Source organism: Symplocastrum torsivum (assembly GCF_059505465.1).
The window spans coordinates 21,154-41,035 of sequence record NZ_JCACKQ010000060.1 but is presented as its reverse complement, the minus strand read 5'-3'; the positions used below and the strand labels follow the sequence as shown (position 1 = coordinate 41,035).

General features: G+C 46.1%; 19 protein-coding genes. 9 read left to right on the top strand and 10 right to left on the bottom strand.

Annotation, left to right across the window (positions count from 1 at the left end):
- Positions 1-57: 57 nt before the first annotated feature.
- Positions 58-1,617: a DNA repair protein RadA gene (radA, locus tag AC5JL3_RS18890; protein WP_496075953.1), complete on the bottom strand. Its 1,560-nt coding sequence runs from the start codon at positions 1,615-1,617 to the stop codon at positions 58-60.
- Positions 1,618-1,804: 187 nt separating this feature from the next.
- Between radA and rpaB the strand changes: the two genes are divergently transcribed.
- From rpaB to AC5JL3_RS18870, 4 genes are read left to right on the top strand one after another with little or no spacing between them, the layout of a single operon-like run.
- Positions 1,805-2,533 (top strand): response regulator transcription factor RpaB, encoded by a 729-nt coding sequence (rpaB, locus tag AC5JL3_RS18885; protein WP_192221737.1) that lies wholly within the window; start codon positions 1,805-1,807, stop codon positions 2,531-2,533.
- A gap of 45 nt (positions 2,534-2,578) precedes the next feature.
- Positions 2,579-3,247, top strand: a complete 669-nt coding sequence (locus AC5JL3_RS18880; protein ID WP_496075952.1) for a cofactor assembly of complex C subunit B — start codon at positions 2,579-2,581, stop codon at positions 3,245-3,247.
- Positions 3,248-3,254: 7 nt separating this feature from the next.
- Positions 3,255-3,797, top strand: coding sequence for a DUF456 domain-containing protein (locus tag AC5JL3_RS18875; RefSeq protein ID WP_496075951.1), 543 nt, complete (start codon positions 3,255-3,257; stop codon positions 3,795-3,797).
- A 23-nt stretch (positions 3,798-3,820) separates the two neighbouring features.
- Positions 3,821-7,165 carry a non-ribosomal peptide synthetase gene (locus tag AC5JL3_RS18870; RefSeq protein WP_496075950.1) on the top strand — a complete coding sequence of 1,115 codons (3,345 nt, stop codon included), beginning with the start codon at positions 3,821-3,823 and terminating at the stop codon, positions 7,163-7,165.
- A gap of 193 nt (positions 7,166-7,358) precedes the next feature.
- On the opposite strand, the gene AC5JL3_RS18865 is transcribed toward AC5JL3_RS18870, so the two are convergent.
- Both AC5JL3_RS18865 and AC5JL3_RS18860 read right to left on the bottom strand, forming a co-directional pair.
- The gene (locus AC5JL3_RS18865) at positions 7,359-7,778 is read right to left on the bottom strand and encodes a pepsin/retropepsin-like aspartic protease family protein (protein ID WP_496075949.1); all 420 of its coding nucleotides are present in this window, start codon (positions 7,776-7,778) and stop codon (positions 7,359-7,361) included.
- Positions 7,771-8,028 (bottom strand): hypothetical protein, encoded by a 258-nt coding sequence (locus AC5JL3_RS18860; protein WP_496075948.1) that lies wholly within the window; start codon positions 8,026-8,028, stop codon positions 7,771-7,773. The genes AC5JL3_RS18865 and AC5JL3_RS18860 overlap by 8 nt, the downstream gene beginning before the upstream one ends.
- Before the next feature lie 362 nt (positions 8,029-8,390).
- Between AC5JL3_RS18860 and AC5JL3_RS18855 the strand changes: the two genes are divergently transcribed.
- From AC5JL3_RS18855 to AC5JL3_RS18840, 4 genes are read left to right on the top strand one after another with little or no spacing between them, the layout of a single operon-like run.
- The gene (locus AC5JL3_RS18855) at positions 8,391-8,600 is read left to right on the top strand and encodes a hypothetical protein (RefSeq protein ID WP_496075947.1); all 210 of its coding nucleotides are present in this window, start codon (positions 8,391-8,393) and stop codon (positions 8,598-8,600) included.
- The gene (locus tag AC5JL3_RS18850) at positions 8,601-8,900 is read left to right on the top strand and encodes an HNH endonuclease (protein ID WP_496075946.1); all 300 of its coding nucleotides are present in this window, start codon (positions 8,601-8,603) and stop codon (positions 8,898-8,900) included.
- A complete protein-coding gene (locus tag AC5JL3_RS18845; RefSeq protein WP_496075945.1) occupies positions 8,881-9,336 on the top strand; it encodes an Eco57I restriction-modification methylase domain-containing protein in 456 nt (151 codons plus the stop codon). The genes AC5JL3_RS18850 and AC5JL3_RS18845 overlap by 20 nt, the downstream gene beginning before the upstream one ends.
- 28 nt (positions 9,337-9,364) lie before the next feature.
- Entirely contained in the window at positions 9,365-9,889 is a 525-nt protein-coding gene (locus AC5JL3_RS18840; protein ID WP_496075944.1) for a hypothetical protein, read from the top strand.
- Here AC5JL3_RS18840 and AC5JL3_RS18835 read toward each other — a convergent pair.
- The gene (locus AC5JL3_RS18835; RefSeq protein ID WP_496075943.1) at positions 9,825-10,178 is read right to left on the bottom strand and encodes a hypothetical protein; all 354 of its coding nucleotides are present in this window, start codon (positions 10,176-10,178) and stop codon (positions 9,825-9,827) included. The genes AC5JL3_RS18840 and AC5JL3_RS18835 overlap by 65 nt on opposite strands.
- Before the next feature lie 360 nt (positions 10,179-10,538).
- Here AC5JL3_RS18835 and AC5JL3_RS18830 point away from each other — a divergent pair, with 360 nt between their 5' ends.
- The gene (locus AC5JL3_RS18830) at positions 10,539-11,327 is read left to right on the top strand and encodes an SGNH/GDSL hydrolase family protein (RefSeq protein ID WP_496075942.1); all 789 of its coding nucleotides are present in this window, start codon (positions 10,539-10,541) and stop codon (positions 11,325-11,327) included.
- Between the two features lie 135 nt (positions 11,328-11,462).
- Here the strand turns inward: AC5JL3_RS18830 and AC5JL3_RS18825 are convergent, their stop codons facing one another.
- The 6 genes from AC5JL3_RS18825 to AC5JL3_RS18800 all read right to left on the bottom strand — a co-directional run bounded on the left by AC5JL3_RS18825 (position 11,463) and on the right by AC5JL3_RS18800 (position 19,866).
- Positions 11,463-12,536, bottom strand: a complete 1,074-nt coding sequence (locus tag AC5JL3_RS18825) for a DUF928 domain-containing protein (protein ID WP_496075941.1) — start codon at positions 12,534-12,536, stop codon at positions 11,463-11,465.
- A 2-nt stretch (positions 12,537-12,538) separates the two neighbouring features.
- Complete coding sequence (locus AC5JL3_RS18820) at positions 12,539-14,947, bottom strand: CHASE2 domain-containing protein (protein ID WP_496075940.1); 2,409 nt, start codon at positions 14,945-14,947, stop codon at positions 12,539-12,541.
- Positions 14,948-15,127: 180 nt separating this feature from the next.
- The gene (locus AC5JL3_RS18815; RefSeq protein WP_496075939.1) at positions 15,128-16,147 is read right to left on the bottom strand and encodes a DUF1822 family protein; all 1,020 of its coding nucleotides are present in this window, start codon (positions 16,145-16,147) and stop codon (positions 15,128-15,130) included.
- Positions 16,148-16,230: 83 nt separating this feature from the next.
- A complete protein-coding gene (locus AC5JL3_RS18810) occupies positions 16,231-16,881 on the bottom strand; it encodes a sigma-70 family RNA polymerase sigma factor (protein WP_192221748.1) in 651 nt (216 codons plus the stop codon).
- A 1,193-nt stretch (positions 16,882-18,074) separates the two neighbouring features.
- On the bottom strand, positions 18,075-18,860 hold the full coding sequence (locus tag AC5JL3_RS18805; RefSeq protein ID WP_496075938.1) for a peptidylprolyl isomerase: 786 nt from the start codon (positions 18,858-18,860) through the stop codon (positions 18,075-18,077).
- Between the two features lie 238 nt (positions 18,861-19,098).
- Positions 19,099-19,866 carry a pre-peptidase C-terminal domain-containing protein gene (locus tag AC5JL3_RS18800; protein ID WP_496075937.1) on the bottom strand — a complete coding sequence of 256 codons (768 nt, stop codon included), beginning with the start codon at positions 19,864-19,866 and terminating at the stop codon, positions 19,099-19,101.
- Positions 19,867-19,882: the final 16 nt, after the last annotated feature.

The window sequence follows — 19,882 nt, the reverse complement described above, 5'->3', positions numbered from 1 at the left end:
CCCTTTTTGCTTCCTTTTTTAACTGGTCACTTATTTCCGCCTCGCTGCACTAGTGATTCAGTTTTCCATCATCTCGTCATCATCATCGTCATCCCCAAAGTTCTGGCGCAGTCCTCCAGGTAAGGCAGCAATAATTGCATCTAGCACTCTTGCTACGGGTATTACTTCTAAACCGACATCCGGTAAGGCTTGTCCTTTGGGAATAATTGCTCGCTTAAAGCCCAATTTTGCGGCTTCTTTGAGGCGGAGTTCCATTTGAGAGACGAGTCGCACTTGTCCACCTAAGCCAACTTCGCCAATCATAACTGTGCGGGGGTCAACAGTGCGATCGCGAAAACTGGCAACAACCGCGATCGCAATTCCTAAGTCAGCCGCTGGTTCTTCAACCCCCAAACCCCCAGCAGAGGCAACATAAGCATCTAATTTCGACAGAGGAATCCCAACTCGTTTTTCCAGTACAGCAAGAATCTGCTGCAAGCGATTGTAATCAACACCAGTAGCGGCGCGACGAGGTGAACCATAACTCGCAGGACTCACTAGTGCTTGTAACTCTACAACAATTGGGCGAGTTCCCTCACAAGCGACAACCGTGGCAGTACCGGGACTCATTTCATCCCGACTGCCTAAAAACAGCTCGGAAGGATTTAACACCTCCTGTAAGCCGTTGTCTACCATTTCAAAAATGCCAATTTCGTGCGTTGCTCCAAAGCGGTTTTTTACGGAACGCAGCAAGCGATGGGAAGCAAAGCGATCGCCTTCAAAATACAGTACCGTATCGACTAAGTGTTCCAAAACTCTTGGGCCTGCGATCGCACCTTCCTTGGTAACGTGTCCAACAATCAGCAGTGTGATATTCTCCCGTTTGGCTACCTGCATCAGCGCCGAAGTACATTCCCGTACCTGTGCCACAGAACCAGGCGCAGACGTTAATGCCGCAAAATACAGCGTTTGGATACTATCAATCACCGCCACCTGAGGTTTTAATGACTCCAATTCTCGGAGAACTTCTTCTAAATCCGTTTCTGGCAGTACATAGAGATTTGGATCGGTTGGAGTGCCATTACCATCATCTTGAGTTGCTGATTCTGATTCTGAAGACTTAGCACGCTTTTTAGAGCTACCATTAGAAGTCGTCTCCTCAACAGGCAGACTCCCAACACCCAGGCGAGAGGCTCGTAGCTTCACCTGTTGTCCGGACTCTTCTGCACAGACATAAAGGATGCGGTGTCTCTGAGACAGTTGATTTGCGACTTGCAGCAACAGCGTTGACTTCCCAATTCCTGGATCACCGCCAATCAACACCAAAGAGCCAGGGACGATACCCCCACCTAGTACCCGATCCAGTTCAGTGTAGCCTGAGGCAAAGCGCATTTGGACGTTGTTGGAAATTTCTGAGAACTTGATGGAAGATCTCGGTTGAGCTGGGCCTTTACTAGCAGACTTATTGTTGGAACGAGTATTGGATTGCCATCCCCCTCGGCTGATGTTAAGGGAATTTGGCGCGACAATCTCTTCTTCCAACGAGTTATAAGTGCCGCAATTTGAACATTTACCAAACCATTGAGAGGACTCGGTTCCACATGCACTACATACATATACAGATTTAGACTTGGGCATCCTGAGTTAAACGTGTAAAAAACTATTAAAAATTTTCAATGCTTCAACAAAGATTAAGAAAAGCTTCAACTAATGAGCAGACGGAACGTTGATGCCTTAAAAAACCTTGATACAGCGTAATATTTAAGTAGATAAGCTACTGATAAATTAACAATTCACTAACCTTCTTTCAGGAGAATTGAGTCACTTGGAAAATCATAAGGAAAAAATCCTCGTTGTCGATGACGAAGCCAGTATCCGCCGCATCTTGGAAACTCGTCTTTCGATGATTGGCTACGATGTCGTCACCGCTGCTGATGGGGAAGAAGCCCTAGATACCTTTCGGAACGCTGACCCTGATTTAGTCGTTTTGGATGTAATGATGCCCAAGCTCGACGGCTATGGTGTCTGCCAGGAATTGCGTAAGGAATCTGATGTCCCCATAATTATGCTAACGGCTCTGGGTGATGTTGCCGACCGAATCACAGGATTAGAGTTAGGAGCTGATGACTATGTTGTCAAGCCCTTTTCTCCCAAAGAGTTGGAAGCCCGGATTCGTTCGGTACTGCGACGGGTTGATAAAGTAGGTGGATCTGGAATTCCTAGTTCTGGCGTTATCCATGTTGCAAGTATCAAAATTGATACGAACAAGCGGCAAGTCTACAAAGGAGATGAGCGTATCCGGCTTACGGGTATGGAGTTCAGTCTCTTGGAGCTATTAGTTAGCCGCTCTGGAGAACCGTTCTCTCGTTCAGAAATTTTGCAAGAGGTGTGGGGATACACGCCGGAACGCCACGTTGATACCCGTGTTGTGGATGTCCACATCTCACGGTTACGGGCAAAGTTGGAAGATGATCCCAGTAATCCTGAGTTGATTCTCACAGCAAGAGGTACGGGTTATTTGTTCCAACGGATTATTGAACCGGGAGAGGAGTAAAGCGTTCGTCAGTTGTCCGTTACCAATGACTAACGAGCGTTTAACATGGCTAAACCTGATCAAAACTATGTACTGCGACAACTGCCGTTTGTCGTTGGTGGATTAGCAGGTTTCCTGCTGCTGGTAAACCGTTTACTCTCACCTGAACTCACAGATTCCCAAGCCCGCTCAGACGCTTTGGGGGTGATTGTCAGTGCTGTGTTGATTTTGACGGGATTACTGTGGCAGCAGGTGCAGCCGCGATCGCCTGATACTGTTGTTCTAACCGGAGAGCAAGGTTTTGAACTGTTACCAGGGCTACCAGATGAAGTGAAAACTGAACTCGCTTGGGCATCGCATCTGTTGCTGACAAATACCGTAACGCGATCGCTTGTGGTTTGGTATCAGGGCAAAATTTTGCTGCGGCGAGGTGTTTTAGGCATCAACTCAGAAGTCAAACCGGGAGCGATTTTAAAACGGGTGCTAGAAAAACAAAAACCTGTCTACCTAGTTGATCTGAAAATTTATCCAGGGCGCATTGAATTTGATTACCTGCCAGAAAATACCCAAGGTGTCATTTGTCAACCGATTGGCAATCAGGGGATTTTAATATTGGCAGCCAATGCTCCGCGCAGTTACACAAAACAAGACGAGAATTGGATAGAGGGAATTGCTGATAAACTGGCAAACACCCTCAGCCGATTTTCATTTTCAGATGATGCAAGCAGCCGCTGAGATTTAGATGTCTATAACAATTCTTTACTGGTTATTGATTTTCGTCATGCTCGTGGGTGTTGTCGGGGCTGTCGTTCCTGGGATTCCCGGACCCAGCTTAATTTTGGCGGCAATTCTGGTTTGGGGTGTCACTCAGGGTTTTAGTGGTATCACTTGGCCCTTAATCGCCATATTTGTGATTTTGATACTGAGTGCGGGAATTGAGTTGTTAGCCTCCTACTGGGGAGCAAAACGGGCTGGAGCCAGTAAATGGGGGCAATGGGGAGCAATTATCGGGCTAGTGCTGGGGTTCTTCGGGCTTCTGCCAGCGTTTCTGGTTGCTGGTCCCCTGTTGGGTATCTTAGTCGGGCCTTTGTTAGGAGCGTTTATTGGGGAATTTCTCTATCGGCGCGAGTTGCCTCTAAAGGAAAGAACCAAAGTAGCGTTTAAGGCAGGACTAGGGATTGTAGTAGGTTCCTTGATTGGTAATTTAATTGAAGGATTACTTGCGATCGCTGCCGTTGCCATCTTTGTTTGGGCTACTTGGCCACCCCCAGGATTGGGCATTTAGTAAGCTGATGTGCATTTAAATTCATGCTTTCTGACGATTCCCTGACCAATGCTCAAGCGAGACTTAATATTCCTGAGGAAGAAGTCTTTATCTTTCCTGCCTCGTTTGCTCAAGCAAGATTGTGGTTCATTGACCAATTAGTACCCGGTAATACCTTCTATAATGTGCCGACAGCACTTCGCTTGACAGGTTCGCTTAACTATACCGCCTTAGAGCAGACCTTCAACGAAATTGTGCGTCGCCATGAAGTATTACGCACTCGATTCGGGATAGTGGAGGGGCAACTTGTTCAGGCGATTCCTGCGGACATCGACGTACCCACATCAAGCATAAATCTCTCACTAGTAGATCTGCGGGAGTTACCAGCAGAGGAACGGGAACATCAAGCCAAACGGTTAGTTGCCGAGGAGTCTCAACGTCCTTTTGATCTAGCTGTTGGACCCTTGCTACGATTAATGCTCCTGAAGCTAGATGAGACAGAACACATATTGCTGCTGAATCTACACCACATTGTCTCTGATGATTGGTCTACTGGAGTGTTGATGCGTGAACTAAGCGCTATCTACACAGCCTTTGTTCTTGAAGTGCCTTCTCCTCTACCGGAACTTCCCCTTCAGTATGCTGATTTCGCCCATTGGCAGCGCGAGTGGTTGCAAGGGGAATTGGAAACTCAACTCGCTTACTGGCGGCAACAGTTAGACGGTGTTCCCATACTGAATTTACCTTGTGATCGCCCGAAACTCGCTTTACAGACTTACCGAGGAGCGACTAAATTACTAGAGTTACCACCAAGCTTGAATGAGGCAATAGAAAAGCTTTCGCAGCAGGAAGGGGTGACATTGTTCATGACCCTGCTGGCAGCATTTCAAATCTTGCTATACCGCTACACTCAGCAAGAGGACATTGCCGTAGGTTCACCCATTGCTAACCGCAATCGGAGTGAGATCGAAGGGTTAATTGGTTTTTTTGTCAATACTCTGGTGCTACGCACAGACTTATCTGGCGCTCCAACATTCCAGGAACTGCTAGGCAGAGTACGGGAGGTAACACTAGGAGCCTATGCTCATCAAGATTTGCCCTTTGAGAAGCTCGTGGAGGAGTTGCAACCCGAACGCTCCTTAAGTCGCCATCCCCTATTTCAAGTAGTGTTTGCCTTACAAAATGCCCCAACGGAGGCACTAGAACTGCCAGGGTTAACACTCAATCCTCTAACGATTGACTTTAAAACAACGCGCTTCGATTTGGAGTTCAACCTGTGGAAAGCTTCCGAAGGTTTTAGAAGCTTATGGGGAGAGCGGTGGGAACACTCAGAGGGAATTAGAGGCGTGGTGGTGTACAACACTGATTTATTCGATGAAGCCACCATTAGCCGGATGCTGGGACATTTTAAAACCCTGCTGGAGGGCATTGTTGCCAATCCACAAACGAAGATTGCAGAGTTACCACTCCTGAGCGTTGCTGAGTATCATCAACTCACCGTGTCATGGAATGATACCCTTGCGGATTATCCTCAAAACCAGTGCATCCATCAGTTGTTTGAAGCGCAAGTAGAGAGAACACCTGATGCAACAGCAGTAATCTTTGAAGACAAGCAACTGACTTACCGTGAACTGAATAGCTACAGCAACAAACTAGCGCACCACTTACAGAAATTGGAAGTAGGTTCGTCCGTTCTCGTCGGCATCTGCATGGAACGTTCTGTAGAGATGATAGTAGGTTGCTTAAGCATCCTCAAAGCCGGAGGAGCGTACCTGCCCTTAGACCCCAGTTACCCGCAGGAGCGTCTGCGGTTCATGATTGAAGATTCTCAGATATCCGTGTTGCTGACACAAGAGAAGTTGGTCGAACAATTACCGGATGTTGTCACCTGTACTCACCAAGATTCCCCAAATCCCAGAGTAATTTGCCTAGACACTGATTGGAATACTATTACCCAAGAAAGTTCAGAAAACCTTACCAGCAGGGTGACAAGCGATAACTTGGCTTATGTTATCTACACTTCTGGTTCTACAGGAAAGCCCAAGGGAGTTGCTGTTCCTCACAAAGCTGTCAATCGCCTACTATTCAACACAAACTACATAACGTTAGATCCGAACGATAAAATTGCCCAAGCCTCGAACACGTCCTTCGATGCAGCAACGTTTGAGATTTGGGGCGCATTACTTCACGGCGCTCAACTTGTTGGGATTAGCAGGGATGTAACGCTTTCTCCTCAAGACTTTGCCCGACAACTTCGGCAAGACGAGATTAGCGTCTTATTTTTAACCACTGCCTTGTTCCAACAGATTGTCAGAGATGTTCCGGATGCTTTCGCTACCTTGCGGTGCTTGCTATTTGGAGGCGAAGCAGTCGATCCTCGGTGGGTGAGAAAGGTTCTCAAACAGGGAGTGCCGCAGCAGTTGCTTAATGTTTATGGGCCAACAGAGGGGACAACATTTTCATCTTATTACTGGGTGCAGGACGTACCAGAAGAAGCAACCTCTATTCCCATTGGTCGCCCAATTACGAACACACAAATTTATCTGCTGGATGGGCAGCTACAGCCTGTACCGATTGGTGTTGTGGGTGAGTTGTATATCGGTGGTGATGGACTCGCACGAGGCTACCTCAACCGTCCTGAGTTGACTTCTTTTGCATTCATTCCGAATCCTTTTAGCCAGAACCCAGGAACACGTCTTTATAAAACAGGTGATTTAGCCCGATATCGCTCAGACGGTAATATAGAATTTTTGGGTCGTAGCGACGATCAAATCAAGATTCGCGGCTTCCGAATCGAGTTGGGAGAGATTGAAGCTGTGCTAAGCCAACATCCAGCAGTGGCAGAGGTAGTGGTGATTGTTCAGGAGGACATACCTGGGGATAAGCACTTAGTAGCTTATATTGTCCCAAATAAGGGGCAGGCACCAACAAGCTCCCAGTTGCGCCAATTCTCGAAAGAGAAGTTGCCAAATTATATGGTGCCTTCTATCTATATGATGTTGGAGTCCTTACCGCTAACACCGAATGGTAAAGTAGATCGCCGTCTTTTACCTGCCGTAGATACTCTCAGTCTTGATCTGAAAGAAGATTATGTAGCACCTCGGACGACTGTCGAGGAGGAGTTAGCAGGGATTTGGGCTAAGGTTTTGGGAAAACAGCAGGTAGGTGTTCACGATAATTTCTTTGAATTGGGGGGGCATTCTCTACTCGCGACTCAGCTAACTTCCCGAATACGCGATCGCTTTAAAGTGGAGTTGCCTGTACGCATCTTGTTTGAAGCACCGACTATAGGGATGTTAGCTAGACACATTGAAGCAATATGTTGGGCAGCTAAAAATTCGGATACTACGAGTTCTACGGGGAATGAGCGAGAAGAGGTTGAATTTTGATAGAGTGGCGAACCTAGTTGTTAAACTACGCTCGGTTAAACAAAGTGCGATCGCATCCAGCAATTACACTTCTTAGATTGAGGCGTGGCAGGCGTTGCTGAAAAAGTTTGGAGGGAATGAATGAGCGATAAGCTCTCTTCAGTATGCAACGCTTGTACGCTCATCAGACGACAGGCGAGTTCAGCTAGAACAGCTATTTTGCTCTCGGACGCAACTCGAAAGCGAAGTCAGCACGATAGAAACACACATCAAACTCTGCAAAAAAATTCATATGCCCAAGGATTAGTGGAGCTTCTCTAGATTCCGTCCAGGCAAATGCAAGCAGGACAGAGGGAAACTCGGCAACGGTTGCTGATAGTACCAAGCCTCGCGCCTCCATCCGAGCGAGATTTCCACTCAACTGAATTGGAACTGTCTGCTCCTCCCAAACTGCACCTAGTTGCAAGCCGAGATCGTAAGGCAATACATTGACGCTTGCACCCGTGTCAAGCAAAGCCATCGCTTCTACAGAACGGTTGCTGTAGGTCAGCGTTATTGGTAGATACGGCAAGGTGCTAGAAAGACCAAGGCTGTTGGTACACTCGATGAAAGGAAATCGCTTGCCGTCAAGCATCGCTTTTTTGCTTTGCTTCCGCTAGAAGATCTGACAGCGTTTGAGCCGCTTCATGAGCATCGTAGGGCGACCACACAACAGCTTCAGTCGATGCTAATTGATTGAGTAAACCTTCTTGAGTCTGATGATTAGCCGGCTCAAGTTCAAAACCCTCTTCTTTTGCTACTGCCAGTAGAAGAAAATGGATGAGTCGCAGCTTGTCTTGGTGAGATAGCTGATTGACGGCAGGCAGTATTTCAGAAAGAGGCATAAGCTTACAGAATAATAACTGTATCTATTAACCTAGCTTAAGTAGAAATGGCTTTTGTAGCTTATTGGATGAGAGCATTCTGTCAGGCACGATCGCACCCCCTCATCCTGCCAAGCGCGTGAAGCGTAGCTATCCCGTAGGGAATCGCATCCAACAATCACACTTCTCAGCTTGAGGCGTGGCAAGCGTTGCTGGAAAGTTGAGAGGGAATGAATGAGCGATAAGCTTTCTTCGGCATACTTTGCTAGCCCATCCTCCCTTCCGTTTGCACCAACACAGTGTTTGATGGCAACACATACACCCTTCCGATGCTTTCGCCTAAAATGAGGCTACAACAAAGTTGCTAATAAACTAACTGCTCTATGCCCGAAATCGTTGAGATTCCTATCGAATTAACCCGATTCCAGCTTCCCCAAGCGGTTCAGGCACGCTTACAATTTTTGTTGGATCGTCAGGACGAGGGCTATACACTGTCTCAGGCAGAACGACAGGAAGCAGAAGGACTTGTTGAACTGGTGGAATTTTTATCTCTACTGCGTTTGCGATCGACACGGGTGATGAAGCAAGCATAGATGGCAACAATTCCAGCTTCCCTCCGTCGATTAGTAATTCAAAGAGCAGATAACCGTTGTGAATATTGCGGCATTTCGCAAATTGGTCAAGTAGCAACTTTCCATATCGACCACATTGTTCCTGTCGTAGCTGGTGGCGAGACGATTGCTGAAAATTTGGCTCTTGCTTGTGTCTCCTGCTCACTTCGCAAGGGCGCACGGCGAAATCTTGAGGACTCGAAGACGGGTGAAGTTGTCTTCATTTTTAATCCTCGCCAACAGGTATGGAAAGAACCCACAGTTGCTTGCGCCCTTGATTGATGAACAATACACAGTTGTTATTACCAATCCTCCATTTGGTGAGCAGCTAAAAATCAAAGCGTCTGATTCAAGAGCGGCAGGCTTCACAATTGCTAGGGCTGCTGCCATGAGTGGAATAAATAACTATGTTGATTTGGAGATCGGTTTAATTTTCCTTGAACGTGCTTGGAGATTGCTGCGTCTTGGTGGTCGTGTCGGAATTGTTTTACCCGAAACATACTTTTTTAGCCATCGGTATCGATGGTTAACCGAATGGCTAAAAGAGCGTCTAGAGCTACGAGGAATGCTAAATATTCCTATGGAAGCTTTTCAGGAATTCTGTCGAGCGAAAACAAATTTCTACATTTTTGAAAAAATTGGGCTAGGTATACAGCCTGCTGTAACTGATTTAAATCAAGGATATGGCGAGGATAAGAATTTTCAGGAGGACAAATGAGCGTACCTAAACCGATTTGCGGGCAGGATTGGTAAATATTAATCCTACTAATCAAGTTCCACTTCAAACGGCTGAAAGGTATTGGCGTAGTTCTACGTCAGGTTTACTAGCCTATGACTTAATTTGCCCTGAACGTGCTAGCCGGAATATTGGAGATTTTTGTATTCTTATGCCAGGTCAAGAACAAATTCTTTTGACTAAAGAAGTTATCATTTTACGAGCTGGAGATAGAGCATATTTTGATCAATTTTATTTGTTATGGGCAATGACACTAAAAATTGTCCGTACTCAGTGGAACCGGATAGTATTTATGCAAACAAACCGAGAGGATGTAGGAAAACGCTATTTAGAAATTGAGCTCCCTCTTGCTCCCAATCAGGCAAGAGCGAATGAGGTTTCTGAGATTTTTCGGCGTTACTTTACAACACTGGCTAGTGAGAGAGAAAGATTGCGTAATTATTTGGATACAAGTAAGGCACATCATTTCTTTATTTCAGGTGCTGAGCAAATACCTGATATAGATGAGGAAATTGAACAAATGCTAACCCCTTAATAGGACGATAGTTTGCCATTGCCAGAAGCGTATCGATTACGCCACCAAAGCTCAGACCATTTTCATCGGGTGCAAAGATGGGTTTTGTGAACAGAAAGCTAGCCCACAAAGAAGGATGGTTAGAAAGGTCAGTAATCACTTCCTTGCCATCAAACTCATTGAACCGACGCTGCCAAACTAGTGCAGCAAAAAGTTCTTGAGGAGAATAGGATTGGGCAATCAATTGGATTTTATACCGTTTCTCGCTCTGGTGAGGTACATCTTCAAAACCCAAAGGCTTGATATCCAAAATCTCGGTGTACCTCAGTTACATGGGAAACGCTATAGCCCTCTTCTGTCACTCTCCGAAAACTTTTGCCATTGCTGAATTCTAGAACTAACCTATGGTAGGCGATCGCAGACTTTTTCCTTCATAGAAATTGATCAGAGTAGGGAAATTGCCAAAATTAGATGGGCAAACGCTGTATTCCCTAATATACCTCCTTTGTAGAAAATATTAATAATAGGAAAAACCGGAGAGTGACAGAAGAGGGATAGCTAAGTCAAGCATCCTTCTGCCAAACTACTTTTTACTATTCGTTCATAGTGTAAAGCTGGAAGAAGAGTAAGCGATCGCATACAAGCGAGTTCATAATCTACCCGCCCCAAAATGCACAAACAAAAGCGTTTATTTCGTCTGACTCTATTATTATGTCTCGTCGCTTTGCTGGTATCGCTCTGTCTCAACGCGCTCCTGTTCCACCAAGCGAAACGCTATTACCTGCAACTCAACCAAACCAATCTAGATCCCTTGGGGCTAAGCACCTATAGTGCTGACTCCCTACCACAGGATGTTCCTGCTACCTCCACAGCAACCGTGGTATTCCTTGGCGATTCGCGGGCTGAAATGTGGTCTACTCCAGCAAAGCTCAAGGGCTTTTCTTTTTTCAATCGAGGCATCAACACTCAGACTTCAGCCCAGGTATTGGGACGTTTTGACAAGCATGTTGTGCCATTGCGTCCCAATATTATCGTTGTGCAAGTTGGGATTAACGACTTGAAAGCGATCGCGCTATTTCCTGAGCAAAAAGCTGCCATTATCACCAACTGCAAAGCGAATATTCAGCAGATTGTCGAACGTTCGCTCAACACTGGGGTAACCGTTATTTTGACAACTATTTTCCCTATTGGTCCGGTACCGCTAACCCGCCAACCGTTTTGGTCAGCAGATATTGCTCAAGCGGTAATGGAAGTAAATGCTTACCTGTATTCGCTAAAAGCAAGGGATGTTTTGATTTTGGATGCCTATTCACTCCTTGCACAGAATGGTCAAGTGCAAAGCAACTACGTTCGTGATACTTTGCATATCAACGAGAAGGGGTATCAGGCGCTCAACCAGGAGCTAACTCATGTGCTATCTACCTGGTTGACGGACAAAAGTCTCAAGAAGAAGTCATAAATCTCATAGCAGAAAGCCGTCAGCTATCAGCTATCAGCTATTTTGTTTTCCTTGCTCTATCTCTTGTTTCACGCGCCCGAACTGTACCTTATCCAATTGAAAACTGCTACAGTAGCTTTTCGCCGTATTTCCCCATTATTCAGGGGTAAGCACCGATGTCACTGGCTCTGTTGCGATCGCTTCTAAATCAACAGACTGCAACAATTCCAGCCATTGAGCATTCAGCGCTTGATCGTTCGGCTTCTGGCGACGAAGTTCGGCAAGAGTCGTCACAGCCTCATACCAAATGCCTGCTTGTGCATAAAGATCTGCTTTTTGCTGAGGTGTAGTTGCTTGGTCTAATTGAGTTTTGAGTGTTGGGTTCAGTGCAACCCGTTCTACCCAGCCTTCAACAAAGGTTGGTTCCTCTGGATTGCAGTAAATCAGGAAGTACCAACGATACCGTTTACCAACCTCTAGTGGGTCAACAGTGGGCGGAAGCTGCAAGCCAACAACACCAGGCACAGTTCCCGACTCAGTGAACTGGGTTTGGTAAATATCGTTGCCATCCTCATCTTGTAGCACAAACTCCACAGGACGAGAGGATGTAAGCGGATAAGGAACATAAAACCAGAAGGTAGGACGCTCAGCAACCGTTAAACCATAAACGGATTCTGATGTAGTTGGGGTTGTGCTGGCGCTTTGGCCACTGGAAGTTCCCTTAGTGACAGGCATCAAGGCTGTCAGAGGCGTGGTTACACGAGGACATCCTCCACGAGCACGGCTTGCCTCTCCTGTCCGACTACCGGGTGCAACTTCATCAGGTGCTGGAAAAACATTGCTTCCCCCGCCAAAGGTGCGACCATCGGGATTACCTCTACCTGGCAGCGTTGGGTCTTGAGCGTCGGTTCCCCCGCCAATGGTTGGATCGGGATTACCTCTAGGTTGTAGTATCGGAGCTTGAGCCAGTTGTATTTCTGGGCGGTGGTAGGGTAGCTGTACCAGTATGTTGTTGCTGTTATTAAGGACTAATCTGGTAGCGGCTTGACCTGGCAGCAAGAGGCTTGATGTTGATAGGTATGTGCCTGTCGCTGGTGAAAATTCTGATATAGCTGTGTAGGCTTGCGCTCGTGTAGTTCGGCTTGATAAGGACATAGCGCCATACATGCCTACTACTGTCAAAGCGATCGCTAATATCTTTTGCTGTTGAGGAGATTTTATGTACATCATATTTAAATGGCAAATGTAGATTGCTGTCGTTGAGCAAGAAAAGTGCTGTAAGCGGCAACGCTGACACTAGTAGACACTAGGGCAAGCGCTGATGGAACCAGCGGCACCCAACCCCCCTGAATTAAAAGACCAAAGCAAAGACCATATAAAACGAAAAGAGTTCCTCCCACTAGCCCCCAACGTAAAAAGAAGTGAGATCGCCAAGAAAATAGACCACCAGTAAGTGCCCATCCAAAAATCCACAGAGTTTCACCCCACTCTGACCAAACCCACAATAGAGGTCGCTGATCCAAAACAGCGCTCAGAATCTGACTGACCATCTGTGCATGAACGACTACCCCCGGCATATCCTGGTACTGCCCATTGCTGTAGGGCGTAAAGAAGTAATCCTTTGCGCTGGGAGCGGTAACACCGATAAGAACAATCCGACCTTTTACAGCATTAGGATTGACCTGACCATTGAGAACTTCAGTGAGAGTAACGCGCTCCGCAACCTCTATAAGAGAGGGGCTAGAGCGATAATTTAACAACACTTGATGACCTCGTGCATCCATGTTGCGGTAACCGCCAGCATTCGGTTCCAAGGGTTGAAAGACTGTAGTACCAAGCTGCAAATACCCATGACTAGAAACTTTGGGTGAAATTCCCTCTGCTTTCAGATAGCGAAAGGCTAGCTTACTACTGAGAGCATAGGTGGCGGTACAACTTGATGCCGGAGGCGGTTCCATCGCCAACAGATGACGACGGAGAACACCATTAAAGTCATGCACAAAATCAGTAAAGCCCAGATTCTCTTTTAGGGCTTCTGGCGGAGGTGACTTACCTGGGTCATTGAACTGCGGGTTGCTGACTTTGCAAACCGTAATCAGGCGATCGCTTTCTTTCAAGCGCTTAGCTAAATCTGGATACTTGGGGTCTACAGGGAAGTCATGGTAGATATCTAAGCCAATTGCCCGTGGCTCGTAGGATTCCAGTTTTTCCAACAGTCGTGAAAGCGATCGATCAGACAGTGAACCGCGTCTCGGTTCTTGTTTTTGTGCTTGAATATCTTCTTCTGTAACAGTAACTACTAAGAGTCGCGAATCTACCTCTTCAGTGGGTCTACTAACCATCAACTGGTCAAAAGCTTGCAACTCCATAGCTTGAAATAAACCGAACTGCCGCCCTACCAGGATTAGGGACGTGATGACCAAGCTCATCAAAACTACTTTTACAAAACCTTGTCTACCTTTTAAAGCGTTACGAGGCGATCGCTGTCTGATTCTGAAGCCGTCCTTATCAGGCAGTCCAGGAACAAATGGCGGCTCATCTGGTGGAGTAGGTGGTCTCCAGGGACTGCACAACTGTTCCCATGTCGGGGGTAAAACGGCAGGATTCTGGCAAATTATCGGTAACCAGGTAGCACAAGGAAATTGATCTTCCAATCCTTGCAACTGTTCTCTCGCTTCCCGCACTGCCAAATAGAAAGATTCACCACGAGCATAGGCAGCTAAAAAATACTTTAAAAACTTTTGACAAATTCGGTCAGGCACTGGCTCCCGCATGACAATGATTTGCGGAATCTGTAAATCTGCTAAATTCCGTGCCAATCCTAAGCCATCACAAGAGTTAAAAATCGCAATCTTTAAACCTCGCTCAACGGCTTTTCTTAAGGCAAACCTTAATTGGTCAATTGTTAAACTATCAGTTTGATTAAGAGAAATCTCACCCTTTTCACAATCCGGTTGGCTGGAACTATGCCCTGCAAAAAAGAGAATATCCCAGCTTTGCTTCCACAACTCTTCTGTGAGTTCCTGGCGTTGCGGTTCTACAAGAAAACTAATTTCTGCATCGGGCAATTGTTCTAATAAAAGCCGATCAGCTTGCGTATTAATGCCAGTACTGTCACCCAGAATCGCTAAAATTCTCACTTTAGTGTGAGGTGAAGCGACTGGCTTTATAAATTCATAAATAGGCGCACTAAGAGCAATCTCTGCCTTCGGGTAGCGATCGCATAAATCCCACAGATGCCAAGGAAGCCGCCGCAACCAGATGTTTTCCGTTTGAATAATCAGCCGAACTTCATCCGATGGCATTAACTGTTCTAGTAATTTCTCTCGGATCGGGCGAAATGACTCCGAGTGTAACCAAGCATTAAAGCGATCGCGTAAAAGTTGGGCAGCATTCGAGCAAATCTCAAGTTTGGAAACATTCGTTACTTGGGCAACTGAAGCTTCTAGCCGTGAGCGCAACCCTAACCTTCGATAAGTGTCGGCCCAACCTGTATAAGATTGGGGAATTTCAAGAGTAGGCGGTAGCCGACCTGTAATTTCAACAGAAGCAGGTCTGTCTTCCTCTCCAACCCGCAAGGTTACGGGAAACCCATTCTCGAAGCTACCTTCACCAGCAATTAAGACAACTAACTTACCCACGACAGCCTCTCCAGATGAACGTAATGGTGTTGCACTTACAATCAAGATGATGGAGTGGTGAAATCCTATAAATTTATAGTTCTAACCATCCATAGGCTATGCAACTCCACACCAATGCTTCCCTTCAGACATATCCTAAAAACGAGAATGGAGGGTAGGCATTGAGCATCCATAGTTCAATCAAACTATAAAATCTTCCATAATACTTGCCTCACCAAGAGCAATCTTTACACTAAATTGTTCTCCAGGTAGACCACTGAATTGTAATTGAATGTAATTATCTGCACTTCTGGCTTGAGCTTCTAGAAAGACTAATCCCGACTCATCCAGCACAATCAGTTGCAGTAGTGGAGGCAGATACACTTGATTTCCGGCTGGATGCACCTGTAGAGTAATATGGCTTCTGCGTTCAGATTCAGGTTGAAGCTCAACAATTAGCGCGACCGGATGACCAGCTAATTGCATCCCTAAGTCAATTAACTTAGCACGTCTGATTCCAGCATAAGGACGCTCAATGTTAGCCAAAAGAGCGCTATCAGCACTTCTAAAACGACTTCTAAAATCAAAGGCAAGATCGGGTTGGGCGGGGTTCAAGACGGTTTCAATCGTTTGCCAACCCGTTTCAAAAACATTAGTTAGCCACTGGCTCAAGTTGACTCTTGTACTCCTTTCAACACTAGAAGCTGGAGTCGCTGTTACTATAGCTTGCACAGGTTGGGTCAAGTGTTCAATGTGATCGAATAAATCTTCAATCGGACCGAGTTGAGTAATGGCAAACTCATCTCTAGCCACTGTGGGAGTAAATCCCAACACTGTTGCCTCAAAAGAAGCGTCATCAATCTGGACTACGACATAACCAATCCGGTCTGACTGGACTTCCGATGGAATGTAACACGTTTGCTGATGGCTTCTAACTGGACGGCATTCCAAGCGCCCCAATCCTGTCACTTCCAGGTCAGCGACATCCGCACACATCCGCACAACAGGATTCCAGCTATCACTCACTGATAAATCTGTCGAAATCCCCATCATCTGCAAGTAGTCATTAACAACATAAGTCGCTAATGTATTTAACCGAACTTGCTCAGCTTTTTGAGGCGTAGGTTGCTGTGTTGCAAACTGTTCGGCTGTATGGCGTGCCGCTTGGGTAATTGGCAGTGGTAATGCGAAATCTTCTATGTTGTTGGTGTGGTAAGTCATAGTATTGTTTTTACTCTACAAGGGTGAATCTACCGCTCAACCTTAGGTACTCTCGGTGGCAGCGTCCTAAAAAGCACTCTCTACTATAGATATCCCTCCGATTCACCAAATTTACGCAGACGGGGTAGACATTGACGCTGATAAAAGCTGCTAAGCGTTGAAATGGATAGATTAAATTCTTCAGCTAGAGTTTTCCAACTCTCTTCTGGGGGCAAGCGCCGTAGGATTAGGACTTGGCAGGTCACCTCTGGATGATTGGCAATGTGGGTACGACACAGTTCTCCTTCTGGATCAGCTTCAACCCATTGCTTTACCTCTTCAAGCAGCAGGGGAACGTCTGGTTCAGCAGGCAGATTGTCCACTGGGTCAATCGTTTCATTTCCATCGCCTCCTCCCTGTCTACCTGCTTGAGCGGAAAGGGTTTTAGCTTGCTGTTTTTGAGTATCTATATAAAAATCTTGCAGTCGGCGCTTCAGGTAAAAATTTAGCCAGGTTATGACACTGCCACGGGAAGGGTCATAGGGTTCACCTGTATTTCCTTCGCAGATATTCTGGCAAAAATACACCCAAGTCTGCTGCAAGGCATCTTGGTAATAGGGAGTGTGTTCTCTCCACAGCTTGTTAGTAATCAGCCGAATCACCTGAGTTAAGTTTCTCTGACGGGCTGCTGTTCCACGTGGGTGACTACAAGCTGTTTTAACTAACTGACGCAGTCGTTCCTCTAGTTCATCCATAGGGCGTAATCACTCCTCCAGGTTTACACTTTGCTGATTTTGCCTTTGAAAAGTATCAATTGAGAACCAACTCCCAATTTCTTCAGGTTAAGGGTCGCCTGATTGATACTCCTACGCCATCATGCCAATGGAAGAGGGGTTACACCTTAACGGAGAGACAATTGTGTGTAGAAGTTCTGGGTGCCTGGGAACGGTTTCCAACAATATGTTCACGAATAGGTTCTTTAAACAAACTTCTCTGTATTTTCTACTAATTATCAAGCGAGTTTTTGCATCTTTTGAATTTCAATTGGAGATTCTCCCTCTTGCTTTATCTCCTCAGTTCAAGCAAGGACGAGCTGAACTTGTCGTAAAGTTTTGTAACTAGTTGCATAACTTTACGACACTTCCCAGACAAGTAAATAGAGCAAGTAAACATTGATAATAATCAAGTTCAGGACACTGTAGCAGTACCTCCAACTGCATTAGAGGCAGAACCTGTTGAGCTAGCGGCCAACGCGCAAATGCTTGAGAGTATTACCTGTGTGGCTGAACTTTCCTCAGAAGAAGGAATTCGCGATAGTAATGAACCGATGTCGCAAGTTACCAACATCTCACAAATTAGGACTAATGCACTGTAACAAGATATCGTTGTGATGAGCGTTTGCGAAAAGCTGAAAGCCTTCTATCGTCGTTGATCTGGCTAAGTGTGTACGTCCTGAACGGAGTGATGTCTCACCCGGTGACTGGGTGGATGAAGCCTTGCGATCGCTTGTTCAACCCTATGGTTGTATTGCTGGATACCTAGATAGCACTGGGCACTATGAGTTTGAAGTAACTTAATTCTATCCACCGACAAATAACACATTACACTTGTCCCAGCCTTCTACTTGATTGGGAACCCGAACAACTTTACTAGAATTTCGTGATAATCCCAATCATTGACGTGGGTAATTTCTGTGCCCAGTTTAGTTTTAAAAGCTTAGCTAGATTTCTTTGAAGACTAGGGGCACAGCTAATTGTGTCCCTAGTGCGTATCAATCGGTAAAATGGGATGTCTCCCTGTGATTTTATTCTATGAAGCTCAGTCGCTTTGATGATGTCAGGCAGTAGTACGAACAAGTCAAGACTTATCTCCTTCACAAGAAGCGTCCAACTTGGGTTAAACACTGTAGAAAATGGTGTAAAGCCCAGTAGATTGAATCTTAGGAGTGTCAAGCTGCTGCTAAAGTGACTGTCGTATTAACCTGACGAGGAGATGCAGCTCCCATCCAAATCTTGTCCCGGTGGGGGAGCTGAGCAAGCTGCTCTTGGAACCAGGCTTCAAAAAATTCACCGAGTAATCGTTGGCGTAAGGCGTCATTAAACTGTGCTGGAAGCAACTTTTCGAGGCGCACAATTACAAACCATTCTCCAAAGGGTAAAGGTTGCGAAACTTGACCTGGTTGACTTGTGTAGAGCAGCTCAACGAGCTGCGGGTGAAGAGTACCGAATTCAACAGGCCCCTGAAGTCCGCCCGTTTCCGCTTCTGGACCTTGGGAATATTGCCTTGCTAGTTCAGCAAAGGATTGCTCTCCTTCGGACAAGCGAAAATACAGTTCGTTGGCAAGCCCTTTGTCTTGAGTCCGGAGCAAAGAATAGATCGCCCGATCCAGATGGCTTTTTCGTTTGAGGAAGTAAGATTCCAGCTTATGACCCCAAGTTACTTGTTTGAATTTTTCTATTCTTAGCTTGCGTGTTGCCAGAAGTTCTAACTGTTCTTGGTTCATGCCGTAATGATTTAGCCACGCTTGCTTTTCGGCTTCACAAGTCAGTTGCCAATGCTCTTCAAATTGCTGGCAAGCCATTGCTATCTCTTCGGGCATACAGCTAATCGGTGCGATCGCCTCGTCAATAATGCTCTCACACAACAATTGAGGAACGATTTGGTAGCTTGCGAGTAGGGGAATCAGTTCTTCAGCCGCGAGTGTGCGATTACCGACTTTTAAAACTTTAGCCATATCTAGGTAGCTCCTCGTTAATTTCTGAGTTTCTGATAGTAGGTTTGAATAGGAGGCTTGAACTAACTTTCTCACCGCTATAAACTTGTCAGGGTCGCGCTGGGGAATTATGCTTGTCTTTACAAAACTTTAATTTTCCTAAGAAAACCAAAAACCTCTCAGAGTTGCGAATTTCTGAGAGGCGTTTGAATTAGTTAAACGATTTGACTTTGTCAGCTAGGAAATCACCAGCTCACACTTAAGCAAAGGGAGTAGTGTAGTGGTCAAAGGTTACGTTGTAGTTAGTCTGAGCACCGTTGAACGCATAGACTTGGAGGTAGTAGTTACCAGAATCATTCAGCCCCGAAATGACATCCGATGTAGTACCACCACTAGTTGAAGAACGAACCACCTCGCCCGCGTCAACGACGCGATTGTTGTTGGAATCGTTAATCACGCGGATATCCGCATCAGCCGTCAGTCCATTCAGGCGAATGTTGACTCCCTCAAACAAGCCAAGGGAGAAGGCATAAGTATCATTAGTGTCTAGGTTATCTACCCGTTGATTAGAGAAAGTGCGATCGCTGTTGAGGTCACCTACCCGCACTTCATTTGGTAAGAGATTGCTGGCAGCGGAAGTGTTGTTAGACACCCGAAAATCGTAACTGACGTCGCCTGAGCTACCTGGAGCGTATCGAGAAACTTCAGCAAAGTAAGTACCCCCTGTAGTAACGCGAACGTTAATCGAGTCATCGGCGTTGCTACCAGCAACTGAACTTCTAACTAGTCCCGATTGTCGGTCGGTGCTATCAAGGACACCATTGTTATTGACATCGCGGAACAGGCTGATATCAGCATCATCAGCTGCACTGATATCAGTGACGGCAAGATTCAGATAACGGGGACTGGTAGTGCTAGCCGTGCCAACGGAGAAGCGGAAGACATCAGTGGGTTGAGATGTAGATAAATTGAAGTTGTTGCGGAAAATAGGAGTGGTGCCAGCGGTGCCTAGATTGTAAGTAGCCATGATTTTCTCTTTAGGT

What these genes read in the sequence shown, in the direction of transcription:
- AC5JL3_RS18880 (WP_496075952.1), top strand. Translation starts at nt 2,579, where the DNA reads ATGGCTAAACCTGATCAAAACTATGTACTGCGACAACTGCCGTTTGTC.
- AC5JL3_RS18825 (WP_496075941.1), bottom strand. Translation starts at nt 12,536, where the DNA reads ATGATGTACATAAAATCTCCTCAACAGCAAAAGATATTAGCGATCGCT.
- AC5JL3_RS18805 (WP_496075938.1), bottom strand. Translation starts at nt 18,860, where the DNA reads ATGGCTAAAGTTTTAAAAGTCGGTAATCGCACACTCGCGGCTGAAGAA.
- AC5JL3_RS18875 (WP_496075951.1), top strand. Translation starts at nt 3,255, where the DNA reads ATGTCTATAACAATTCTTTACTGGTTATTGATTTTCGTCATGCTCGTG.
- AC5JL3_RS18850 (WP_496075946.1), top strand. Translation starts at nt 8,601, where the DNA reads ATGGCAACAATTCCAGCTTCCCTCCGTCGATTAGTAATTCAAAGAGCA.
- AC5JL3_RS18865 (WP_496075949.1), bottom strand. Translation starts at nt 7,778, where the DNA reads ATGCTTGACGGCAAGCGATTTCCTTTCATCGAGTGTACCAACAGCCTT.
- AC5JL3_RS18860 (WP_496075948.1), bottom strand. Translation starts at nt 8,028, where the DNA reads ATGCCTCTTTCTGAAATACTGCCTGCCGTCAATCAGCTATCTCACCAA.
- AC5JL3_RS18810 (WP_192221748.1), bottom strand. Translation starts at nt 16,881, where the DNA reads ATGGATGAACTAGAGGAACGACTGCGTCAGTTAGTTAAAACAGCTTGT.
- radA (WP_496075953.1), bottom strand. Translation starts at nt 1,617, where the DNA reads ATGCCCAAGTCTAAATCTGTATATGTATGTAGTGCATGTGGAACCGAG.
- AC5JL3_RS18855 (WP_496075947.1), top strand. Translation starts at nt 8,391, where the DNA reads ATGCCCGAAATCGTTGAGATTCCTATCGAATTAACCCGATTCCAGCTT.
- AC5JL3_RS18830 (WP_496075942.1), top strand. Translation starts at nt 10,539, where the DNA reads ATGCACAAACAAAAGCGTTTATTTCGTCTGACTCTATTATTATGTCTC.
- AC5JL3_RS18870 (WP_496075950.1), top strand. Translation starts at nt 3,821, where the DNA reads ATGCTTTCTGACGATTCCCTGACCAATGCTCAAGCGAGACTTAATATT.
- AC5JL3_RS18800 (WP_496075937.1), bottom strand. Translation starts at nt 19,866, where the DNA reads ATGGCTACTTACAATCTAGGCACCGCTGGCACCACTCCTATTTTCCGC.
- AC5JL3_RS18815 (WP_496075939.1), bottom strand. Translation starts at nt 16,147, where the DNA reads ATGACTTACCACACCAACAACATAGAAGATTTCGCATTACCACTGCCA.